This window comes from Thalassospira sp. GO-4, assembly GCF_023588965.1.
Lineage (GTDB): Bacteria > Pseudomonadota > Alphaproteobacteria > Rhodospirillales > Thalassospiraceae > Thalassospira > Thalassospira povalilytica.
In genome coordinates this window covers 2,424,172-2,442,229 of record NZ_CP097807.1, presented here as the reverse complement: position 1 = coordinate 2,442,229, position 18,058 = coordinate 2,424,172, and the positions used below count along the sequence as shown (strand labels likewise).

At 55.6% G+C, this 18,058-nt stretch carries 17 protein-coding genes and 1 riboswitch; of the genes, 4 read left to right on the top strand and 13 right to left on the bottom strand.

The window, feature by feature from the left end; genetic code table 11:
- Positions 1–63: 63 nt before the first annotated feature.
- From M9H61_RS11295 to gpmI, 11 genes are all read right to left on the bottom strand, one after another.
- A complete protein-coding gene (locus tag M9H61_RS11295; protein WP_114113164.1) occupies positions 64–306 on the bottom strand; it encodes a hypothetical protein in 243 nt (80 codons plus the stop codon).
- A gap of 200 nt (positions 307–506) precedes the next feature.
- Positions 507–1,490 (bottom strand): squalene/phytoene synthase family protein, encoded by a 984-nt coding sequence (locus tag M9H61_RS11290; RefSeq protein WP_250280491.1) that lies wholly within the window; start codon positions 1,488–1,490, stop codon positions 507–509.
- Between the two features lie 129 nt (positions 1,491–1,619).
- Positions 1,620–2,297, bottom strand: a complete 678-nt coding sequence (locus M9H61_RS11285; protein ID WP_250280489.1) for a hypothetical protein — start codon at positions 2,295–2,297, stop codon at positions 1,620–1,622.
- Between the two features lie 227 nt (positions 2,298–2,524).
- Entirely contained in the window at positions 2,525–3,361 is an 837-nt protein-coding gene (locus M9H61_RS11280) for an alpha/beta fold hydrolase (protein WP_250280487.1), read from the bottom strand.
- Positions 3,362–3,396: 35 nt separating this feature from the next.
- On the bottom strand, positions 3,397–4,203 hold the full coding sequence (locus M9H61_RS11275) for a methyltransferase domain-containing protein (protein ID WP_250280486.1): 807 nt from the start codon (positions 4,201–4,203) through the stop codon (positions 3,397–3,399).
- 76 nt (positions 4,204–4,279) lie between these two features.
- On the bottom strand, positions 4,280–4,468 hold the full coding sequence (locus M9H61_RS11270; RefSeq protein WP_101247235.1) for a hypothetical protein: 189 nt from the start codon (positions 4,466–4,468) through the stop codon (positions 4,280–4,282).
- A gap of 85 nt (positions 4,469–4,553) precedes the next feature.
- On the bottom strand, positions 4,554–5,099 hold the full coding sequence (locus tag M9H61_RS11265; protein WP_250280483.1) for an RNA pyrophosphohydrolase: 546 nt from the start codon (positions 5,097–5,099) through the stop codon (positions 4,554–4,556).
- A 43-nt stretch (positions 5,100–5,142) separates the two neighbouring features.
- A complete protein-coding gene (locus M9H61_RS11260) occupies positions 5,143–6,675 on the bottom strand; it encodes a divergent polysaccharide deacetylase family protein (protein ID WP_114113159.1) in 1,533 nt (510 codons plus the stop codon).
- A gap of 58 nt (positions 6,676–6,733) precedes the next feature.
- Complete coding sequence (locus M9H61_RS11255; RefSeq protein ID WP_068519826.1) at positions 6,734–8,035, bottom strand: S41 family peptidase; 1,302 nt, start codon at positions 8,033–8,035, stop codon at positions 6,734–6,736.
- The gene (locus M9H61_RS11250; protein WP_101247232.1) at positions 8,032–9,393 is read right to left on the bottom strand and encodes a murein hydrolase activator EnvC; all 1,362 of its coding nucleotides are present in this window, start codon (positions 9,391–9,393) and stop codon (positions 8,032–8,034) included. The genes M9H61_RS11255 and M9H61_RS11250 overlap by 4 nt, the downstream gene beginning before the upstream one ends.
- On the bottom strand, positions 9,371–10,963 hold the full coding sequence (gene gpmI / locus M9H61_RS11245) for a 2,3-bisphosphoglycerate-independent phosphoglycerate mutase (RefSeq protein ID WP_250280482.1): 1,593 nt from the start codon (positions 10,961–10,963) through the stop codon (positions 9,371–9,373). Before gpmI ends, M9H61_RS11250 begins: the two co-directional genes overlap by 23 nt.
- Before the next feature lie 272 nt (positions 10,964–11,235).
- Positions 11,236–11,330: riboswitch (glycine riboswitch) on the top strand.
- Between the two features lie 200 nt (positions 11,331–11,530).
- On the opposite strand from gpmI, the gene M9H61_RS11240 reads away from it, so the two are divergent.
- Together M9H61_RS11240 and M9H61_RS11235 are read left to right on the top strand one after the other, a co-directional pair.
- Positions 11,531–12,973 (top strand): L-serine ammonia-lyase, encoded by a 1,443-nt coding sequence (locus tag M9H61_RS11240; protein WP_101247230.1) that lies wholly within the window; start codon positions 11,531–11,533, stop codon positions 12,971–12,973.
- Positions 12,974–13,137: 164 nt separating this feature from the next.
- Positions 13,138–13,677, top strand: coding sequence for a dihydrofolate reductase family protein (locus M9H61_RS11235; protein WP_250280479.1), 540 nt, complete (start codon positions 13,138–13,140; stop codon positions 13,675–13,677).
- Between the two features lie 61 nt (positions 13,678–13,738).
- Here M9H61_RS11235 and M9H61_RS11230 read toward each other — a convergent pair whose 3' ends face one another.
- Positions 13,739–14,401 carry a hypothetical protein gene (locus M9H61_RS11230; RefSeq protein WP_250280477.1) on the bottom strand — a complete coding sequence of 221 codons (663 nt, stop codon included), beginning with the start codon at positions 14,399–14,401 and terminating at the stop codon, positions 13,739–13,741.
- A 97-nt stretch (positions 14,402–14,498) separates the two neighbouring features.
- A complete protein-coding gene (gene fabG / locus M9H61_RS11225) occupies positions 14,499–15,278 on the bottom strand; it encodes a 3-oxoacyl-ACP reductase FabG (protein WP_250280475.1) in 780 nt (259 codons plus the stop codon).
- A 436-nt stretch (positions 15,279–15,714) separates the two neighbouring features.
- Here fabG and M9H61_RS11220 point away from each other — a divergent pair, with 436 nt between their 5' ends.
- Positions 15,715–16,713, top strand: coding sequence for a phosphotransferase enzyme family protein (locus M9H61_RS11220; RefSeq protein WP_250280473.1), 999 nt, complete (start codon positions 15,715–15,717; stop codon positions 16,711–16,713).
- Entirely contained in the window at positions 16,713–18,047 is a 1,335-nt protein-coding gene (locus tag M9H61_RS11215) for an aspartate aminotransferase family protein (RefSeq protein WP_250280471.1), read from the top strand. Before M9H61_RS11220 ends, M9H61_RS11215 begins: the two co-directional genes overlap by 1 nt.
- Positions 18,048–18,058 lie beyond the last annotated feature (11 nt).

Sequence of the window (18,058 nt, the reverse complement as noted above, 5' to 3'; positions counted from 1 at the left end):
TCAAGAATTCACGACAAACCCCGCCATCTGGCGGGGTTTTCTTTTGGGCAGCCTGAAATGGCTTTAGGTCTTTTCGGGATAGAAAATGATGCCGATGCTTTTGATCACGGGCGGGATTGACCGGACGACATGGGCCAGTCCGAGAACCAGAACCCCGTGGGATGTGCCGACATTGCCGGTCATGACATCATCAACCAGGGTATCGCCCGTATCGTTTAAGGCGGTGAATAGCAGGATAAATCCGACCGTCGCATCAACCCACTGATTGCGCACCCAGGTTTCAACCTTTTTAAGCAGCGGAAACATCACTTGACCTCTTTGACGTCGTTAAGTGAGGCCGCAAGCAATTGGCTTTGGCAAGCCGCTGCAAAATGTCCGAATATTTCGCAGCGGGCCTGTTTGCACAGTCCGGTTCGATGCGGCCGATGGTTCTTGTCTTGTCGGGGCATGAAATATGATGCGCGACCCTGGCAGGAAGGTCGAGCATGTTTGCACGATCCGGGGACTTATTGCTGATTGACGTCAGGCAGGCTGTTTTGTGCCGTGCTTTTCATGATCGCATCGCGATCTTTCAGAAAGCTGGCATAACCGTTTTCCATCATGGCACCGCCCAGTTCGATATAGACCGTGAACAGGCGCGATAAAGTATCGGCCTCGTCGGTATCAAGAATCGAAAGAAGCTCGCCCGAGCGCACCTGACCTGTTTCGAAGTGCTCCCAGGCATGTTCAAGCAGGATGCGCCCAAGGTAATCAAGATTTTCGAACTTGGCCTGACCGATGGCGTTGCGGATTTCGCCAAGCGTGATGTCGGCGGCAATCAGCATTTCGGACGGAATGGTGACAAGGCGGTCCGGGCCTTTGATATCTTCGGGAAGATCACGCAGGATGTGAATGATATAGCAGAAAATTGCCATATCGCGCGCGTGATAGATCGGCGGGTTGGTCAAGGGCGACGTATAGCCGATTTCCGGATCGTATCTGGCCGAAAGAAGATAGACAAAGATCGATGCGGGTGCGGCGGTTGCCCCTTCGCAATAGGCGATGAAATCATCCCATTCATCCATCGGTTCTTCGGCAACATCGCGATGCAGCGCATCGGCAAGGGCAACCCATGGTTCGGGCGAAAGATCGCTGCGTCCAAGGGTCAGACGCAATGCGTCATAGACATCACCGCTGAGCGGGCCGGTTTCCGGCAACGGGTTGTCAGCACCGGCTTTGGCGGAAATGATCTGGGCCTGCCACTGATTGATGGTTTCCAGAACGGTTTCACGCTGTGCATGACGTTCGGCATCGGGCAGTTCAAGAAAGCCGTCATCAACAATGTCGTCAATGACCCGCATCGAGGCATAGCTTGCCAGAAAGAAACGCTGGCGTTCCGGGGACAAACGCATGGCCGCACGGTAAAGATTGGCATTTTTGGCCGCAGCAAGTGCATTGCATGCCTCAAACGGGGCGCCAAGTACGGCCTTTGATGGGAGCGAATGGCTCATGCGTGTCTAAATGTCCCTGAATATCCCGGTGGATTATCTTTCCAAGAGTCATACAGGACTGCCCGTCCTGTGCAACAGGGATTTCCCGTGACAGCCCGGAAATGATCACACCGGGGACACACCAAATGATCAGAATTCGATCCGGTAGCTGGCGGTCAATCCCAGCATGGCGTCAATACCGTCAAGGATGCTTTGTTCCGGATGAGGTGGTGCCATATTGCGCGACACACTGCCATGCAACCCGATCCAGATATCTTCAAGCGGCATATAGGACAGAGACGCGGCAAGACCGGCATCGTGAAAGGCATTGTCACTGTCAGAGAACAAAACCTGGCTGCGCCGTTGATCGGGCGCATAGCCACCGGTCTGATAGTTCCCGATATTTTCCGATCGGGTTGAACCCAGTTCGACAAACGGCCCGACAGCAATGCCAAGTTCCGGCACCGGCGCATAGCCCAGGCCGATTTGCGCGCTAAGTGCGTTGGTGCGGGTATTTCGGTTGCTGTCGATTTCAAGCCAGAACTGACTGGCATTTTCGGGATATTGCGCATCCTGTAATGCAGGCCCGATCACGATGCTGTTTTGTGGGCGGCTGGAAAAATAGCGACCGATCCCGTTTGATCCGGCCGGCGGCAAAATGCCCGCGCCAAGATCCGTGCCAAAGGTCAGGCGGGAGGATGCCGGGACCTGTGTGCTGTCTGTCGACTGGGCGAAAACAGCCGAAAACAGACCCGAACCCGCAGTCATCGCGGTGGCCAGAAATGCAGTACAGATCGAGGTTTTAGCCAAATGCGGTTTCATCATCATGCCGCCTGTTCCCACAGGTGATCTAACGGTCACAGCAATCAGCGCACTGGTCTGGGGACCCCCATTACTGGAAGTCAGGCAAGTTTCGGTGTCGGTCCCATACCAACCATGTCGTGTCCGTGCCTCCACATTGACTGCGGCATTGTCACGGCGTGAACTTCATCAGGGGATTTTTTTAAAAGATGGCGTCAACAGACGGTTCGCGTGTGTTACGCGCACCACTGGCTTTAGCGCCCCAAAAAGTCCCTGATAGCGTTGATTTGTGCTTTGTCATTCAAATGGGGTGCATGTCCGCAGTTCGCCACTGCAAAAACCGGCATTTCGGGTTTTTTATTTTTCATTTTCTCGACAATCGCCTTGGGGATGAGGTCGGATTGTTCGCCGCTGATCAGCATGACCGGGCAAGGCAGGGCGTCAAAAACGTCCCAGGCATCAAAGGAATCAATATGTTCGGCAAAGATGCGCATGACTTCGGGGTCGTAATGCATCATGAAATTGCCGTTTGGCAGGCGCCGTACGGAACGGGACGCCAAAAACGCCCATGTTGCATCGTCGGCCACTCCGAACGGAGCATAAACCAGCCGAACCAGTTTTTCGACGTCATCAATGGTTTCAAATTCGGGTGATGCGCCGACATATGATTTGATACGCGCCACTGCGTCCGGATCAAGTTCGGGTCCAATATCGTTAAGAACCAGCTTTTCAATCCGTCCGGCAACTTCGGCGGTGGCATAAAGCCCGATCAGGCCCCCCATGGATGTTCCGATCCAGTCACAGGTTTCTATGCCGAAATGGTCGAGAAGTTCGAACATCTGCGCGACATAAAAGGGCACGGTATATTCACCGTCCGGGTCCTTGGCCCAGCCGGAAAAGCCGCGCCCGATCATGGTCGGACACAGAACATAGTACTGATCGGTGAAATGGGGGGCGACATGATCAAAATCATCAGCCAGCCTGGCCAGACCATGCATCATGATCAATGGCCGCCGGGACGGGTTGCCCCATGCCCGGACATGGACCTCGTACCCGCAGCATTTGACGAAATGTTCGCGAAATTCTGCCATGGTGCGGCTCCTTGTCAGGGAATGGTTCGGTGGGGTTAGCTTGGGCGTTTGCGCGCAACCATGAAAAGACGGTTGAACGGAAACAGCGTGCGGCCATCATCGCGGATCGGATAAACCTGATTAAGGCGTTCCTTGTATTTCGCGGTAAAGGTTGCGCGTGCCGCGTCATCAGGAAGGGCCGCCATCACCGGGCGCAGGATGGTCGAACTGGTCCAGTTATAAACCGCATCCGGCCCGTTCAGGACATGACAATATTGCGTCTGCCACAGATCGATCTCATCGCAAGACGGTGCGAGAACATCGAAATAATCACCCGGACGCATGATACGGGCTGCGTGCATGGCCTGTGCCACTTCCTTGCGCCACTCCATGCCGGCTTCGCCGATCAGCTGATGACTTGGCGCCAGGAAATTGTTGGGAACCTGAATGGCGATCATGCCGCCCGGACGGACAAAGTCCAGAAGGCGGGGAAACAGGGTCGAGTGATCTGGCACCCAATGCAAGGCCGCATTGGAAAACAGAAGATCGACCTGCTCGTCAGGTTGCCAGGTGGCAATATCGGCCTTTTGCCAGTCAATGTTTTCGGATCGTTTGCGCGCGGTGTCCAACATCTCGTCAGATGAATCAACGCCGACAATACGGGGACTGTCATCGTCGTCCGTTGCAAAGGCATCGGCAAGAATTGCGGTCACCGAACCGGGACCGCATCCCAGATCAACGATATGGCGCGGGGAAAAGCCGCTGGCTGCTTTTGGCAGGCGGCCAATCAGATCAATGGCAGGTCGCAGGCGTTCATTGCCAAACAGACCGTAACGGGCAGGATCCCAATGTGTATTGCTCATGGTTAATTCCTAGAGCCTTTTGGGGGAATTTAAAAGCATTGATGCCGGTTACGGCTGTATCAGGCACAGCGCGTGATCAGTGATCGGTTGCATCAAGCTGATCATAATACCCCTTGATCAGGTGGAACATGAACAGCACAGCACCGACAAACAGGGCCAAGCCGACAAAATAGGAATAACCGTCATGCGAGCCTGACGCATAGAACAGTCCGAAAAGACCGACCACAATGGTCAGAACACCAAAGATAAACCGATCCGTACCCATATTGGAGCTCCTCTAAGTCGTAGGTGTCTGATAATTCGTAAAATTTAGCGAAAAGAAAGCAGCGATCAAGCCGCGTTCTGGTCCTTTATGCCTTTTTCATTTTACGAATTCTTTGCGGTACATCACGAAATGCCTCGGCAAGTTGCAAATAAACGGGCCGTTTGAACGGCACGATCATGTCGGGCAGCGTCGCCAGATCGTTCCAGCGCCAGGCATCAAATTCCGGGTTGGGCACATCAATATTGATATGCTTGTCCTTGCCCGTGAATTGCATGGCAAACCATTTCTGCTTTTGGCCGCGATACTTGCCCTTGAACGCCTTGCCAATCAGATGGTCTGGCAGATCATAGGTCAGCCAGTCGGGCGTTTCGGCGATGATTTCAGCCTTGTCGGTGCCGATTTCTTCCTTGAGCTCGCGCAGGGCGGCTTCAATCGGGGTTTCGCCATCGTCAATGCCGCCTTGGGGCAATTGCCATGCGCCTTCAAATCCGAAACGGTTGCCGACCCAGACCAGGCCATCCTTGTTAAAAAGCGCAATACCGACACAGGGGCGATAGGGCAGGTCTTCGGCCCTTACCCTTGTGGTATCGGTTGAGTTCGTATCGGACGGGGATGCGGATTTGTCAGCCATGATTTCTCCTGGGTGATCGGGGCCGGGTGCGTTTGGCGTCCGGTCACTGACTTTCGATGGTGGCGGCGGGTTCGTCTGCGGTATTTTCAGCTGGATTGTTTTCGGCTTCCTGTGCCATGATTTCGCTTTCGCGCTGTTCGGCTTCGCGGCGTGCGGCTTCGGCTTCGGCGGCGGATTGCGGGGTGACCTGCATATTGGCAATCGCACTGACCGGTGCCAGTTCGACGCCCTGTCGTTTCAGGCGCAAAGCCCAGTTGCGCAGGCGCTGAATGGTGACCGGATAGGATTGGGCAAAGCCGACAGCAACACCATTGCGTTTGGCAAGCTGGACCAGATCGGCAAGTCTTGCATCAATCTGGCGGCGGCTGGGAACCTGATCGATCAGAATGTTGCCAACCGCGTTTGGCGTTCCGGCATTTGATGCCAGTTGCGCGCCATAGCTTGCCATGCCGCTGCGCGTACCTTCGAGATACATCAGGCCCGAACGCGATACGAATTCAATGATCGGGCGGATGGCGCTATCAAGGCTTCCGAATTTTGATCCTTCGTGGCTGACCAGTCCGGCATAGCCGGGGAACTGTGCGAGCAACCATTCAAGCCGCACAAGGTTTTCACCCTCTGACAGGGACGTCAAAAGCGCGCGCGGCCCCGGATCGGAAAGCGGGAAATCAGCCGGTTCCATCGGCAATTCAAGAAAGACTTCATGGCCCATTTCGCGGGCCTGTTCGGCAACGGTTTTGATGTCGCGGCTATAAGGGGAAATGCCCAACGAAATATTAAGCGGCAGATCATTGATCGCGGTTTCGGTGCGGGCTTCATTCAGGCCAACCCCGGTCAGAATGATCGCGACATAGGGTTGCCCGTCGGTTTTTTCAAAGGGCCGCTTATAGGCATCAAACGGTGTGGTACCATCATCGGCAATGCGCGGGACACGGCCGAAACTGCCTTCTTCATCCAGACCGGGCAGCGGGGCCTTGCGCAAGGGATCGGGTTCGATCGGATCGTCAATCGATCCTTCTTCGGCGATGATGGCGGCCAGTTCTTCGGGGCTTAGTTCGGTATCGGGGGCAACACCGTCAGCCTGATCGGCCGGCCCGACCAGATCGGAGACACCGGAAAGCTGATTGGTGATGTCTTCGGCGGATTGTGGAGTGCCATCGGGACCGACATCGCCATTATGCTGGGCGCGTTCGCGTTCCTGCATGTCGCGCACACCGCGCGCGATTTCTTCCTGAAGTTCGCGTTCAGACCCCGGGACAGCCACCAGGGCCTCGGGACTGCCAAGATGAAACAGCCGCCAGCCGGTTTCCGGATCAAGGATCGGGATCAGCGCAACCGCTGTCGCCCCGAAGGGCGACAGGAAGACCAGAATGATCAGAATTTTCGACAGCCAGCTGCGCCGTGATTTCGGCCGCTTGGGCAGACGCTTGATCTGAATTTCGATCGGAAGTTCGTTAAAAGGCAGGTCATCAAGATTGACTTCTTCAGCGTCAGTCATCCCGTCGCCAAGGTCGTCGGCCAGCGCGCCGGCCATGTCCTCGTCGAGATCGCCATCCTTCTTCTTTCGGAATGGCAAGGAATTTAGGATTTTCCTGAACACGAACAGCTAGTCTCTCACGATGTCCGGATGGTCCTTACCCTTTCGGGCGCGGACCAAACAGCGAAATGCCCCGGATCATGTCAAGCGCCCGCGAAAGCTGATAATCGTCGATCGCAAGTTGCTCGGCTTCATCCCGGCGGGAATTTGCATCCTTTTCTGCGTCTGTGGTCGCGGCGTCTTCATTGCGAAGCGCACCGTTCAGGGATGCCTCGGACCGGCGGGTATCGCTTTCGATACTTTCAACACGGGCCTGTGGCACGATGATGTCCGGAACGATGCCGACTTCCTGAATGGATTTGCCCGATGGCGTGTAATAACGTGCGGTGGTCAGGCGCAGTGCAACATTGCCCGGCATCGGAAGGATAGTCTGAACCGATCCCTTGCCAAAGCTGCGCGTGCCCATGATGACCGCACGGCGGTGATCCTGAAGGGCGCCGGCAACAATTTCGGATGCCGATGCCGAACCGTCATTGATCAGAACAACAATCGGCAGTCCTTCGGCCAGATCACCGGACCGCGCGTTATAGCGTTCGGTATTCTGGGTATCACGCGGGCGGGTCGAGACGATTTCGCCCTTGTCCAGGAAGGCATCGGATACCGAAATCGCCTGATCAAGCAGGCCACCCGGGTTGTTGCGCAGATCAATCACCAGACCCTTGATTTCCGGGCCGATCTGATCGCGCATGTCGCCAATCGCACGTTGCAGGCCGCTAAAGGTCTGTTCGTTGAATTTGGTGATGCGGATATAGCCGATATCATCCTTGGCTTCGGCGCGGACCGACTGGATCTTGATCACCGCACGGGTCAGGGTGACATCAAACGGAGCCTGTTCGCCCTTACGGATGATGGTCAGGACAATGTCGGTATTGACCTTGCCGCGCATCATTTCGACCGCATCATTAAGCGTCATGCCGCGAATGGCGGTGCCGTCGATATGGGTGATGAAGTCGCCCGGTTGCAGGCCGGCCTTTTCGGCGGGCGTGTCATAGATCGGTGCGATGACTTTGACAAAGCCGTCCTCCATCGTGACTTCGATGCCAAGACCGCCGAATTCGCCACGGGTATCGACCTGCATTTCCTCGAAATTATCCATGTTCAGATAAGAGGAATGCGGATCAAGTGACGTCAGCATGCCGTTGATGGCGGCTTCGATCAGCTGCTTGTCATCGACTTCTTCGACATATTTGGCTTTGACCTGTTCAAACACGTCACCAAACAGGTTCAAAAGACGATATGTCTCAGCCGAGGAGGTTGAAGATTGCGCCAGACTTGGGGACGCAAGGCCGAAAGTCATGCCGGTCGCGAGTGCGAGTACTGCCAATCGAGAGGTTTTCATCCACTTACCTTGCCGTTTTTCGAGGCCAGCCACGGAAGCGGATTGATCGCTTCTCCGTCCTGGCGCATCTCCAGATAGAGTTTAGGCGCTGTTTCACCCATAATACCAACAGGTTCGCCCGCCAACAGATATTGTCCTACCACACTGTCGAGCCGATCAAAACCGGCGATAAGACTATGGTATCCTTCGCCGTGTTCGATAATCAAGAGTCGGCCGTACCCGCGGAAGGGGCCTGCAAAGACAACTTTGCCATCAAAGGGCGAGACAACCTGCGCATTTGCGCGGGTGCTGATCTCAATTCCTTTGGATCTTGTGACGGTCAATCCGTCCGGACCACGCGATTTTTCCCCGAACAGTGTGACGACTTTGCCACTGGCAGGCATGCGCAAATGCCCATGCGCCAGGGTGATCGAACTGCCAACCGCGAATTCTTCGTCGCTTGTGCCATCCTGTTTCGGGGTGGCGGCGGCCGGTTCTTCCTTGCGGGCTGGCGGTTCGGGGGGCGTATTGCGGGCAATCGTGGTTGCGCCCAGCGTATCGGCATCGGGTTCGGTCCGGGTGGCGACATCAATTTCCGGGCGTGATCGCGGTGCAGGGAGACCTTCGGCCCGTTTGCGCAAGGTGCTCAGCAACTCGCCAAGTGATTTGGCCTCGTCAGCCAGCGCATTTACGGCCTTGGCGGCTTCGTGGGCTTCGGCCTCGGTTTCGGTGCGCAGGCGGCGCTTTTCACTCAGCAATGCGGCAAGCGATGTGCGTTCCTGTTGCAGCGCACGGGTGGCTTCGGCTACGTCCGCGCGTTGGGTGCGGATATCTTCGCGCAAACGTGCAATTTCATCGAGTTCCTTACGCAGGTCGCGGGCATGCTGTTCAACGCCGGGCAGTGCGGCCTTGAGCAATACCGCCGAACGCAAGGTATCCTGCGGCGATGTCGGAAGGGCAATGACCGCTTCGGGCGGGGTGGTCGAAAGACGCTGCAAGGCCATCAGGATGCGGGCATATTGACCGGCCTTGTCCTCAAGGCTGGTGGCCGCGACCTTTTCACGGGTTTCAAGCGATTGCAGCTGATCTTCAAGTTCGGTCAGGGTTGTCTCCAGACGCTGGGTACGGCGGGCAACCGAAATGGCTTCGGATTGCAGGGCCTGTTCCTCGGTCCAGAGTTCCCGCGATTTGCGCGACAGGAATTCTTCCTGTTTTTGCTGTTCGGACAGCTGGCTTTCAAGCTGATCAAGTTTCTTGTCAACTTTTTGAAGCGACTGGGCAAAAGAAGGCGCTGCCCCGCCTGCCAGACACAGCGCAAGCGCGGTCACGGCAGGCAGGGCGATCTCATAAGCTGACTTAGCTCGCAAGAAGCGCATCATTCTGTTTCAGGCCCTTAAGCAACGGTTTGCCAGTCATCTCGGCTGGCTGTGGCACGCCAAGGAGTTGCAGCAAAGTCGGTGCAACATCGGCAAGGCGCCCATTCTCCAATGTTACCCCTTCCGGACCGTTAACAAGAATGGTCGGCACCAGATTAAGGGTATGTGCAGTATGGGGTTCACCGGTTTCCGGATCGACCATGACCTCGCAATTGCCGTGGTCGGCGGTGACAAAGGCAACGCCGCCAACCGACTTGATCGCATCAATCACCTTGCCAAGGCAGGTATCAACGGCCTCGGCTGCTTTCATAGCAGCTGACAGAATGCCGCTATGCCCAACCATGTCGGGGTTGGCGAAGTTCAGGATGATCGCGTCATATTTTTCCGATTTGATGGCATCGACCAGTTTTTCGGTGACTTCGGGTGCGGACATTTCCGGCTGAAGGTCATAGGTCGCGACTTTGGGCGATGCGACCAGAATGCGGTCTTCACCTTCGAAAACCTGTTCTTCGCCGCCGTTAAAGAAGAACGACACATGCGGATATTTTTCGGTTTCGGCAATACGAAGCTGCTTCAGCCCGGCCTTGGAAACCACTTCGCCAAAGATGTTGGGAAGGGTTTGCGGCGGATAGATCGCATCCATGTATTTGGCGTGTTCGGACGAATATTCGACCATGCCGGCCTGAACGGCAAATTTCGGCGCGGTACCGCGATCAAACCCGTCAAATTCCGGCGCGCACAGGGCAGCAAGGATTTCGCGCGCACGGTCGGCACGGAAATTGGTCATCAGGATGCCATCGCCATCCTTGATCCCGTCAAAATCGCCAATCACAGTTGGCAGGACAAACTCGTCGGTGGTGTCATTCGCATAGGCATTGGCAATCGCGGCCTCCGCACTTTCGGCAGTGCGACCATCGGCATAGTTTTTGCCCTGAACCATGGTGAAATAGGCCTGGCTGACGCGTTCCCAACGGTTATCACGGTCCATGGCGTAATAACGCCCGGTCACGGTGACAATCTCGACATTGGCATCGCCGATCAGGGCGCGGAATTTCTCAAGGAATTTGGCAGCACTTTTCGGGGCGGTATCACGGCCATCAAGATAGGCGTGAATTTTGACCGGCACACCGGCGCCTGCGATGATTTTGGCAAGGGCGGCCATATGGGCCTGATGGGAATGCACGCCACCTTCGGACAGAAGACCGGCAATGTGGCAGACACCCTTGCTATCGCGCAGCGTTGCGATGATTTTCTTGACCGCATCGGTATCGGCGATGCTTCCGGTTTTGACGGCCTCGTCAATTTTGGGCAGTTCCTGCATGACGACACGACCGGCACCGAGGTTCATGTGACCGACTTCCGAATTGCCCATCTGGCCTTCGGGCAGGCCGACATCCAGACCACAAGCCTTGAGGAATCCGGTCGGATAATTGGCATAAAGCGCATCCCAGACAGGCGTATTGGCCAAGGCAACGGCGTTGTCCTTGGTTTCTTCGCGATACCCCCAGCCATCCAGAATACACAGCACCACAGGGCGCGGGCGCTTTACGGAATTCGATACAGTCACGTTCATAAACCCCACTGATAGAGATAAAGGCTGAATTACCCGTAAATATGGTGACTTACCGGGTAATTCGCCATCAATCCTGTTGCGCGGGCAGGGTGGGTCAACCGTTACTCACAACAGGCAAATGCGTAATTTCGGCAATTTAGCACGAATGTGGCCGCGAAACAGTACCCCGACCTGGAATTTTTTGCAGGTGCAAAGCTGCTTTTTGACAGGGGTATCAGACACAGATAATCTGCCCCCAACGGTGATCCTCAGAGACGGCAGAAATGGCGTCTCGCACCACGACGGGAGAGCCCGGTTACCCGCATAACCGGCGCCGAAGGAGCAATAGCCCCATAAAACTCTCAGGCAGATGGACCGTCGCGGATAGAGGCTCTGGAGAGAGAATTCGGCAAGCATACAGATCAAACATGTATGACCACCGGCTTCCACCGAAGGATGAAAACCTGTGGGTTGATGTTGTTTTCGACCCATGGGCGCACAATCTCAGGTCAAGGGACAGAGGGGGCAAGACACCGGTTCGTAAACGGCGCGATTTTCGCGCGTTCAAGAGCCGTGAAGGAGGCCCTTATGACCACCAATCCCGCCACCGGTCCCCGTTCGGGATCGCAGGACGGTTCTGTGCAAGACGTAAACCTTTCTGTTGTTGATCTTTATACCATCGGGATCGGACCATCGAGTTCGCATACCGTCGGACCAATGCGCGCCGGATACCGGTTTTGTCTTGAACTTGATGCCCGTAATCTTTTGACCAAGGCGGGCAGTGTTGTGGTCGATCTTTACGGATCGCTTGCCCTGACCGGCAAGGGGCACGCCACCGATACGGCCGTGATCATGGGGCTTTCGGGCCATCGACCGCGCAGTGTAGACCCCGATGATGTCGCGCCAACCGTGCAGGCCATCGACAGCAGTGCGCAATTGCAGCTTTATGGCAAGCATCCGGTTGATTTCAATCGTGAAACCAATCTGGTGTTTCACTTTACCGAAACCCTGCCACAGCATCCCAATGGCATGCGGATTACCGCATTTGACCGCGATGGCGTAAAAATTCACGAACAGGAATATTTTTCGGTCGGTGGCGGGTTCATCGTGTCTGGCGATGATCGCGGGGCGGAGTATTCCGGCGACAATATCACGTTGCCCCATCCGTTTTCATCGGCCGATGAATTGATGGCCATTTGCAAACGCGAAGGTGCATCGATTGCCGAAATCATGATGGCCAATGAACAAAGCTGGCGCAGCCCGGACGAAACATACGAATTTGTTGATCGTGTTCATCGCGCAATGATGGATTGCATTGATCGCGGGTGCAAAACCGATGGCATTTTGCCCGGCGGGCTGAATGTCAAACGCCGGGCATCAAAGCTTTATCATGAATTGACCGAAAAACCCGAAGCAGGCCTTCGCGACCCGCTGACCGTGATTGACTGGGTCAATCTTTATGCCCTTGCCGTGAACGAGGAAAATGCCGCCGGCGGACGTGTCGTGACCGCACCGACCAATGGTGCGGCTGGCGTCATTCCGGCCGTGCTTCGGTATTATGAACGGTTCGGATCGAATGTCAGTCAGACCAAAATTCGCGAATTTCTTCTGACCGCGGCGGCGATTGGGTCGATCTATAAAAAACGCGCATCCATCTCGGCGGCCGAAGTCGGTTGCCAGGGCGAGGTCGGTGTAGCCTGTTCAATGGCCGCAGGCGCGCTTTGTGCGGTTCTGGGCGGCACGCCCGAACAGGTTGAAAATGCCGCCGAAATCGGGATGGAGCACAATCTTGGCCTGACATGCGATCCGATTGGCGGTCTGGTGCAGGTCCCATGCATCGAACGCAACACAATGGGCGCGGTCAAGGCAATCAATGCCGCGCGTCTGGCAATGCGCGGTGACGGGCAGCATACCGTGTCGCTGGATCGTGTGATTGAAACCATGCGCCAGACGGGACTCGACATGCAAAGCAAGTACAAGGAAACCAGTCAGGGTGGCCTTGCCGTCAATGTCAACGTGGTTGAATGTTGATGTTACAACATTGATGAAACGCGATTTAAATCAACATCTTGGGTGATACAGTCATTTCACCGCCGGTTGGTGAAATGTGTTTCTTGCGACCTTTGGTTGGGGATCTGTTATGATCTGCGCGAGCAAACAAGGGGCAAAGACCCCACCAAAGGTTGGACCTAGACATGAGCAAAAAGCTGTTCCGCATTTACATCGCGGTCAGTCTGGATGGCTTCATTGCGCGCACCAATGGTGCGGTGGATTGGCTGGATGAATATGATCCGGCCGAATTCGGCTTTGATGATTTTCTGGACTCCGTAGGCACGCTGATCATTGGCAGAAACACCTTTGATCAGGTGATGGAATTTGGCGATTGGCCCTATGAGGCCCGCCGCACCATCGTTCTGACATCACGCGATATTCCGCAAGACCGTCCGGCCAATACCGAGGCCTATGGCGGCAGCATCATCGAACTTGTCGATCAGCTTCGCGACAGCCGCAATGGCGATGGCGATATCTGGGTTGTTGGCGGCGGAAGTGTGGTCACACAGTTCCTGTTTGGCGGTTTTGCCGATCAGCTGGATATCTTTACGATCCCGGAGGTTCTGGGGGACGGCATATCATTGTTCGGGCGTGACGCCGGTGGCATTAAACCACGGTTGCTGGCATCAGAACGCTATAATTCCGGCGTGGTGCGCAGCCAGTATGGATTGCATGATATCTGAACGAAAAACCGCGCCTTCATGGCGCGGTTTTGAGTTTTGCGGAATGACAGTTATCAACGCTTCATTGCGCCGAAAGCTTTTGTAGCTGTTCTGTGATTGTTTCGCGTACCTGCTTTAACGCTTTGATCGCGCTGGCCTGCCAATCACTATCGAGAACCATCTGCATGTTTTCCCTGTAGTGTTCAGTCACTTTAATCGGCTCGGGCGCAATTGCGGCATCTGTCGTGATGGTAATGTCGCTTCGATTGTGGACTGTGACCTGCCAGAAGCCGGGTTCGAACCACGACCAAAACTCGGCAATGTCGACTTTGACATCGGCAGCCTTATCGTAATTGGGGTCGACGGGTGTCAGGACGCGGTATCCGGCTGCCTGGAAGCCATTTTCCACGGTTTTGGCAATGGCATCGGCAACGGTTTTGCCTTCCGGAATCAGCACATCGCCCAATGCCATGCCGTATGTGTTGCGTTTGCGGGCATATGCGCGCGCCGTGATCGCATCGTCATCAATTTCGTCATTGGCAAGTGACGGGATATCAGGTCGCGGCGGATCAATTTCGAATTGCCGTTTGTCATTCACTTCCAGAATTCGGACTTCGACACCCTCCGTCGGGTTCTCGATGGTATCCGGCTCTTCGATTTGTACGACACTTCGCGATGTGGCACAGGCGCCAAGAAATGCGACACATCCCAGAACTGCAATAAGTTTAAGGTGGCGACGTTCCATCATAGATCTCCCCTGAAATTCAGAAATATCTGTATTCAAACGGGAAATCGGATGCAAACTTAAAGTGCATTTCTTGATTGAGCTTCTTGTTTAGATTTTAAATCTCGCCCAAGGCATCAAGCGATTCCGGAAGGATTTGGCCGCCGTCAACGACGATGGATTGCCCGGTGATATAGGCCGCTTCGTCCGAGGCAAAGAACAGGGCCGCATTGGCGATGTCTTCGACGCTGCCCAGACGTTTGAGCGGGATCGAACTGGCCATTGAGTCCAGATAGTCCTGACCAAGGTCGGCAAGGCCTTCGGTCATGATATTGCCCGGCATGACGGCATTGATCGTCGTGTTATAGCGCGACAGTTCCATTGCCGCGGTGCGGATAAAGCCAAGTTGTCCGGCCTTGGACGCTCCGTAATGCGACCAGCCGGGATAACCGGTTACGGGGCCTGTGATCGATGAGGTAATCACAACCCGTCCCTTGCCGGCTTTTTCGAAATAGGGGATGCAGGCTTTAACGCACAGAAAGCTGCTTTTGAGGTTGGTGGCCATGACCTGGTCCCAGTCATCTGCCGTCATATCGATCATTTTGACTTGCGGGAAAATTCCGGCATTGGCGCACAGGATATCAATGCCGCCAAACGTCTTGGCCGTATATTCCGCCATCCCGGCGACCTGATCCCAGTCCGACACATCACACAAAACCATATCGGCCGTCCCGCCAGCACCCGTGATTTCGCCAACTGCGATGGCCGCATCCTTTTCTGTGCGGGCCGCAATCATGACTTTGGCCCCCTGTTTGGCAAAGACGTTGGCGATGCCCTTGCCGATCCCTTTGGAGCCACCCGTGACGATGACAGTTTTTCCCGAAATTGAAGTCAGCATGGTGGATCCTTTCGTGAAGGTGCCAGTGTCCGATACCCCGGCGGGGATGGTGTGGCGCTACCCTGATTGTGCATTGCGTGTGTTTTCTTGATGATTGGGTGATTTTTTCCGTGATGCAACAAAAAATGTTGCAAGTTACACATTTTAAGGCGCACTATTCACAGAACACAGTTTCGGACGGCTTATCAGAAAGCCCGTCAATTCGACGAGAGCCTGCTGCCATGGCCGGTACGGACGACCAAAGGCCAGGGGGCGTCAAAGGCAGGGCGGTGACTTGAAGGGGCATGCCGGGACATGCCGGAACGCGAGGACGCGGTTAAGGGGGTGATGCCGGTGGTCGCGCCGTGGCTGGATGATGGTGCGTTAAAGATTGTTGGATCGGGCACAGGCCAACAGATGAGCCGGAGACCGGAATAGTGCAAAAGGGGAGGCTGCATTGGGCGGAATATATGATGACGAACTGATTGGCCGCCTGCGTGACGGTGCGATTTCGGTTCTGCCGGGGTGGGGCATGGGCGAGGATGCCGATGTCAGGCTTTTGACCGTGTCAGAGAATGCGACGTTTCTGGCGACAGACCCGAAAACCGGCGCACGGCTGATTTTGCGGGTTCATCGCCCCGGATATCATACACGGTCTGAAATCGAGTCTGAGCTGGCCTGGATCAATGCGCTTCGCGCTGCCGAGGTGGTCGATACACCAAAACCGCGCATGCGCAGTGACGGATCACTGGTTGCCGAGTTCGATCAGGAAGGGGTTGGTCGCCATGTTGTTGCTTTTGATTTCATGCAAGGCGATGAACCATCTGCGGATGATGCGCTGGTGGATGGTTTTTTCAAGCTGGGCGCGATCAGTGCGCGCCTGCACGGGCATGCGCGGCAATGGGCACGGTCGGTCAATTTTGTGCGCAAAAGCTGGACCTTTGACACGACCCTTGGCGCGACCCCGCATTGGGGGGACTGGCGTGCTGCACCGGGTCTTGACGGGGCCGGTTTGGCGGTGCTGACGCGCGTTTGCCAGCATCTGGATCAGAAGCTTGTGACGTTTGGTATGGGCAATGACCGGTTTGGTCTGATCCATGCCGATCTGCGACTGGCCAATCTTCTGGTCGATGGGGACCGGCTTGGCGTTATTGATTTTGATGACTGCGGATTTGGCTGGTTTGGCTATGACTTTGCCGCGGCCATCAGCTTTATCGAACTGGACCCGATTGTGCCGGCGCTTAAGGAAGCCTGGATAGAGGGATATCGCACGATTGCGCCGTTTTCCGATGCCGATTGTGCGATGCTCGACAGTTTTGTGATGCTCAGACGGTTGTTGCTGACGGCCTGGATTGCCAGCCATCCCGAAACGCCGACCGCCCGGGAAATGGGAACCGGTTTTACCGACGGCACCATTGCCATGGCGCAAAGCTATCTTGCGGCAGAGGGGGCGTAATGACCAAGGCGCGCCCCATTCTGGATATGAATGCCTTTGACAATCATGGCCCGCAGAAAAAAGACAGCCCCCAAAGCGATCTTTTGGGGCGCCGGTTGCGCAATGTCGGGGCGGCCTCAGTATTGTTTTATCGCGATCCGATCGAAATGGTGTCGGCATCGGGGTGCTGGATGACAGCGGCCGATGGCACCAATTATCTGGATTTTTATAACAATGTGCCGTCGGTCGGGCATTGCCATCCAAAAGTGGTCAGTGCCATGGCCAATCAGGCTGCCCGGCTGAATATCAACAGTCGTTATCTGCATCAGACAGTTGAAGCCTATCTAGATCGCCTTAAGGCGACATTTCCCGCCCATCTGGAAAACATTGTCCTGACCTGTAGCGGTAGCGAGGCCAACGATCTTGCCATCCGGATTGCGCAACGTGCGGCCAAGGCGCGTGGCATCATCGTGACGGAAAGTGCCTATCACGGGAATACGGCGGCTGTGACCGAGATATCGCCATCGGCAATCAAGCGTGGTGGTTTGCCCGATCATGTGATCGCCATCGCGCCACCGGGCAAGCATGCCTATGGCGACAATATTGCCGCCGGGTTTGCAGATGCGGTGCATTCGGCTGCGATCACCTTGAAGGAGCGCGGGCACGGGGTGGCGGCCCTGATTGTCGACAGCATCTTTTCAAGTGACGGGGTCTTTTCCAATCCCAAGGGGTTCTTGCGACTGGCTGTCGCGGTTATTCACCGTGCAGGCGGTGTGTTCATCGCCGATGAGGTCCAGCCCGGATTTGCCCGGACCGGGGACGCGTTTTGGGGATTTGAACGTCATGACGTCGCCCCTGATATTGTCAGTATGGGCAAACCGATGGGCAATGGTTTTCCGATGGCCGGGATCGCGGTAAGGCCCGAAATGCTGGCCGCATTTTGCGAGGATGTCGGCTATTTCAATACCTTTGCCGCAAGCCCGGTTGCCGCGGCCACGGGGCTTGCGGTGCTTGATGTCATCCGTGATGAAAATCTTCAGAACAATGCCGCGGTTTGCGGGGCCTATTTGCGCGAAGGGTTGCAGCATCTGGCCGAACTGGATGGCCGGATCAGTGATATACGCGGGGCGGGGCTGTTTTTGGGGGTGGATCTGTCCGAAGACGGTGACCCGACCCGACCAAGCGGTCAACTGGTGGCCGATGTCATCAATGCCATGCGCCGTCACCGGGTTTTGATCGGGGCGGCGGGAAAATACGGGCAAACCTTGAAAATTCGCCCGCCCCTGTGCCTGAAACGATCAGAAGTCGATTTCTTTATCGAGGCGCTTGGAAAATCCCTGCGTGCTTGTGGTTAGTCGGTTGGGGT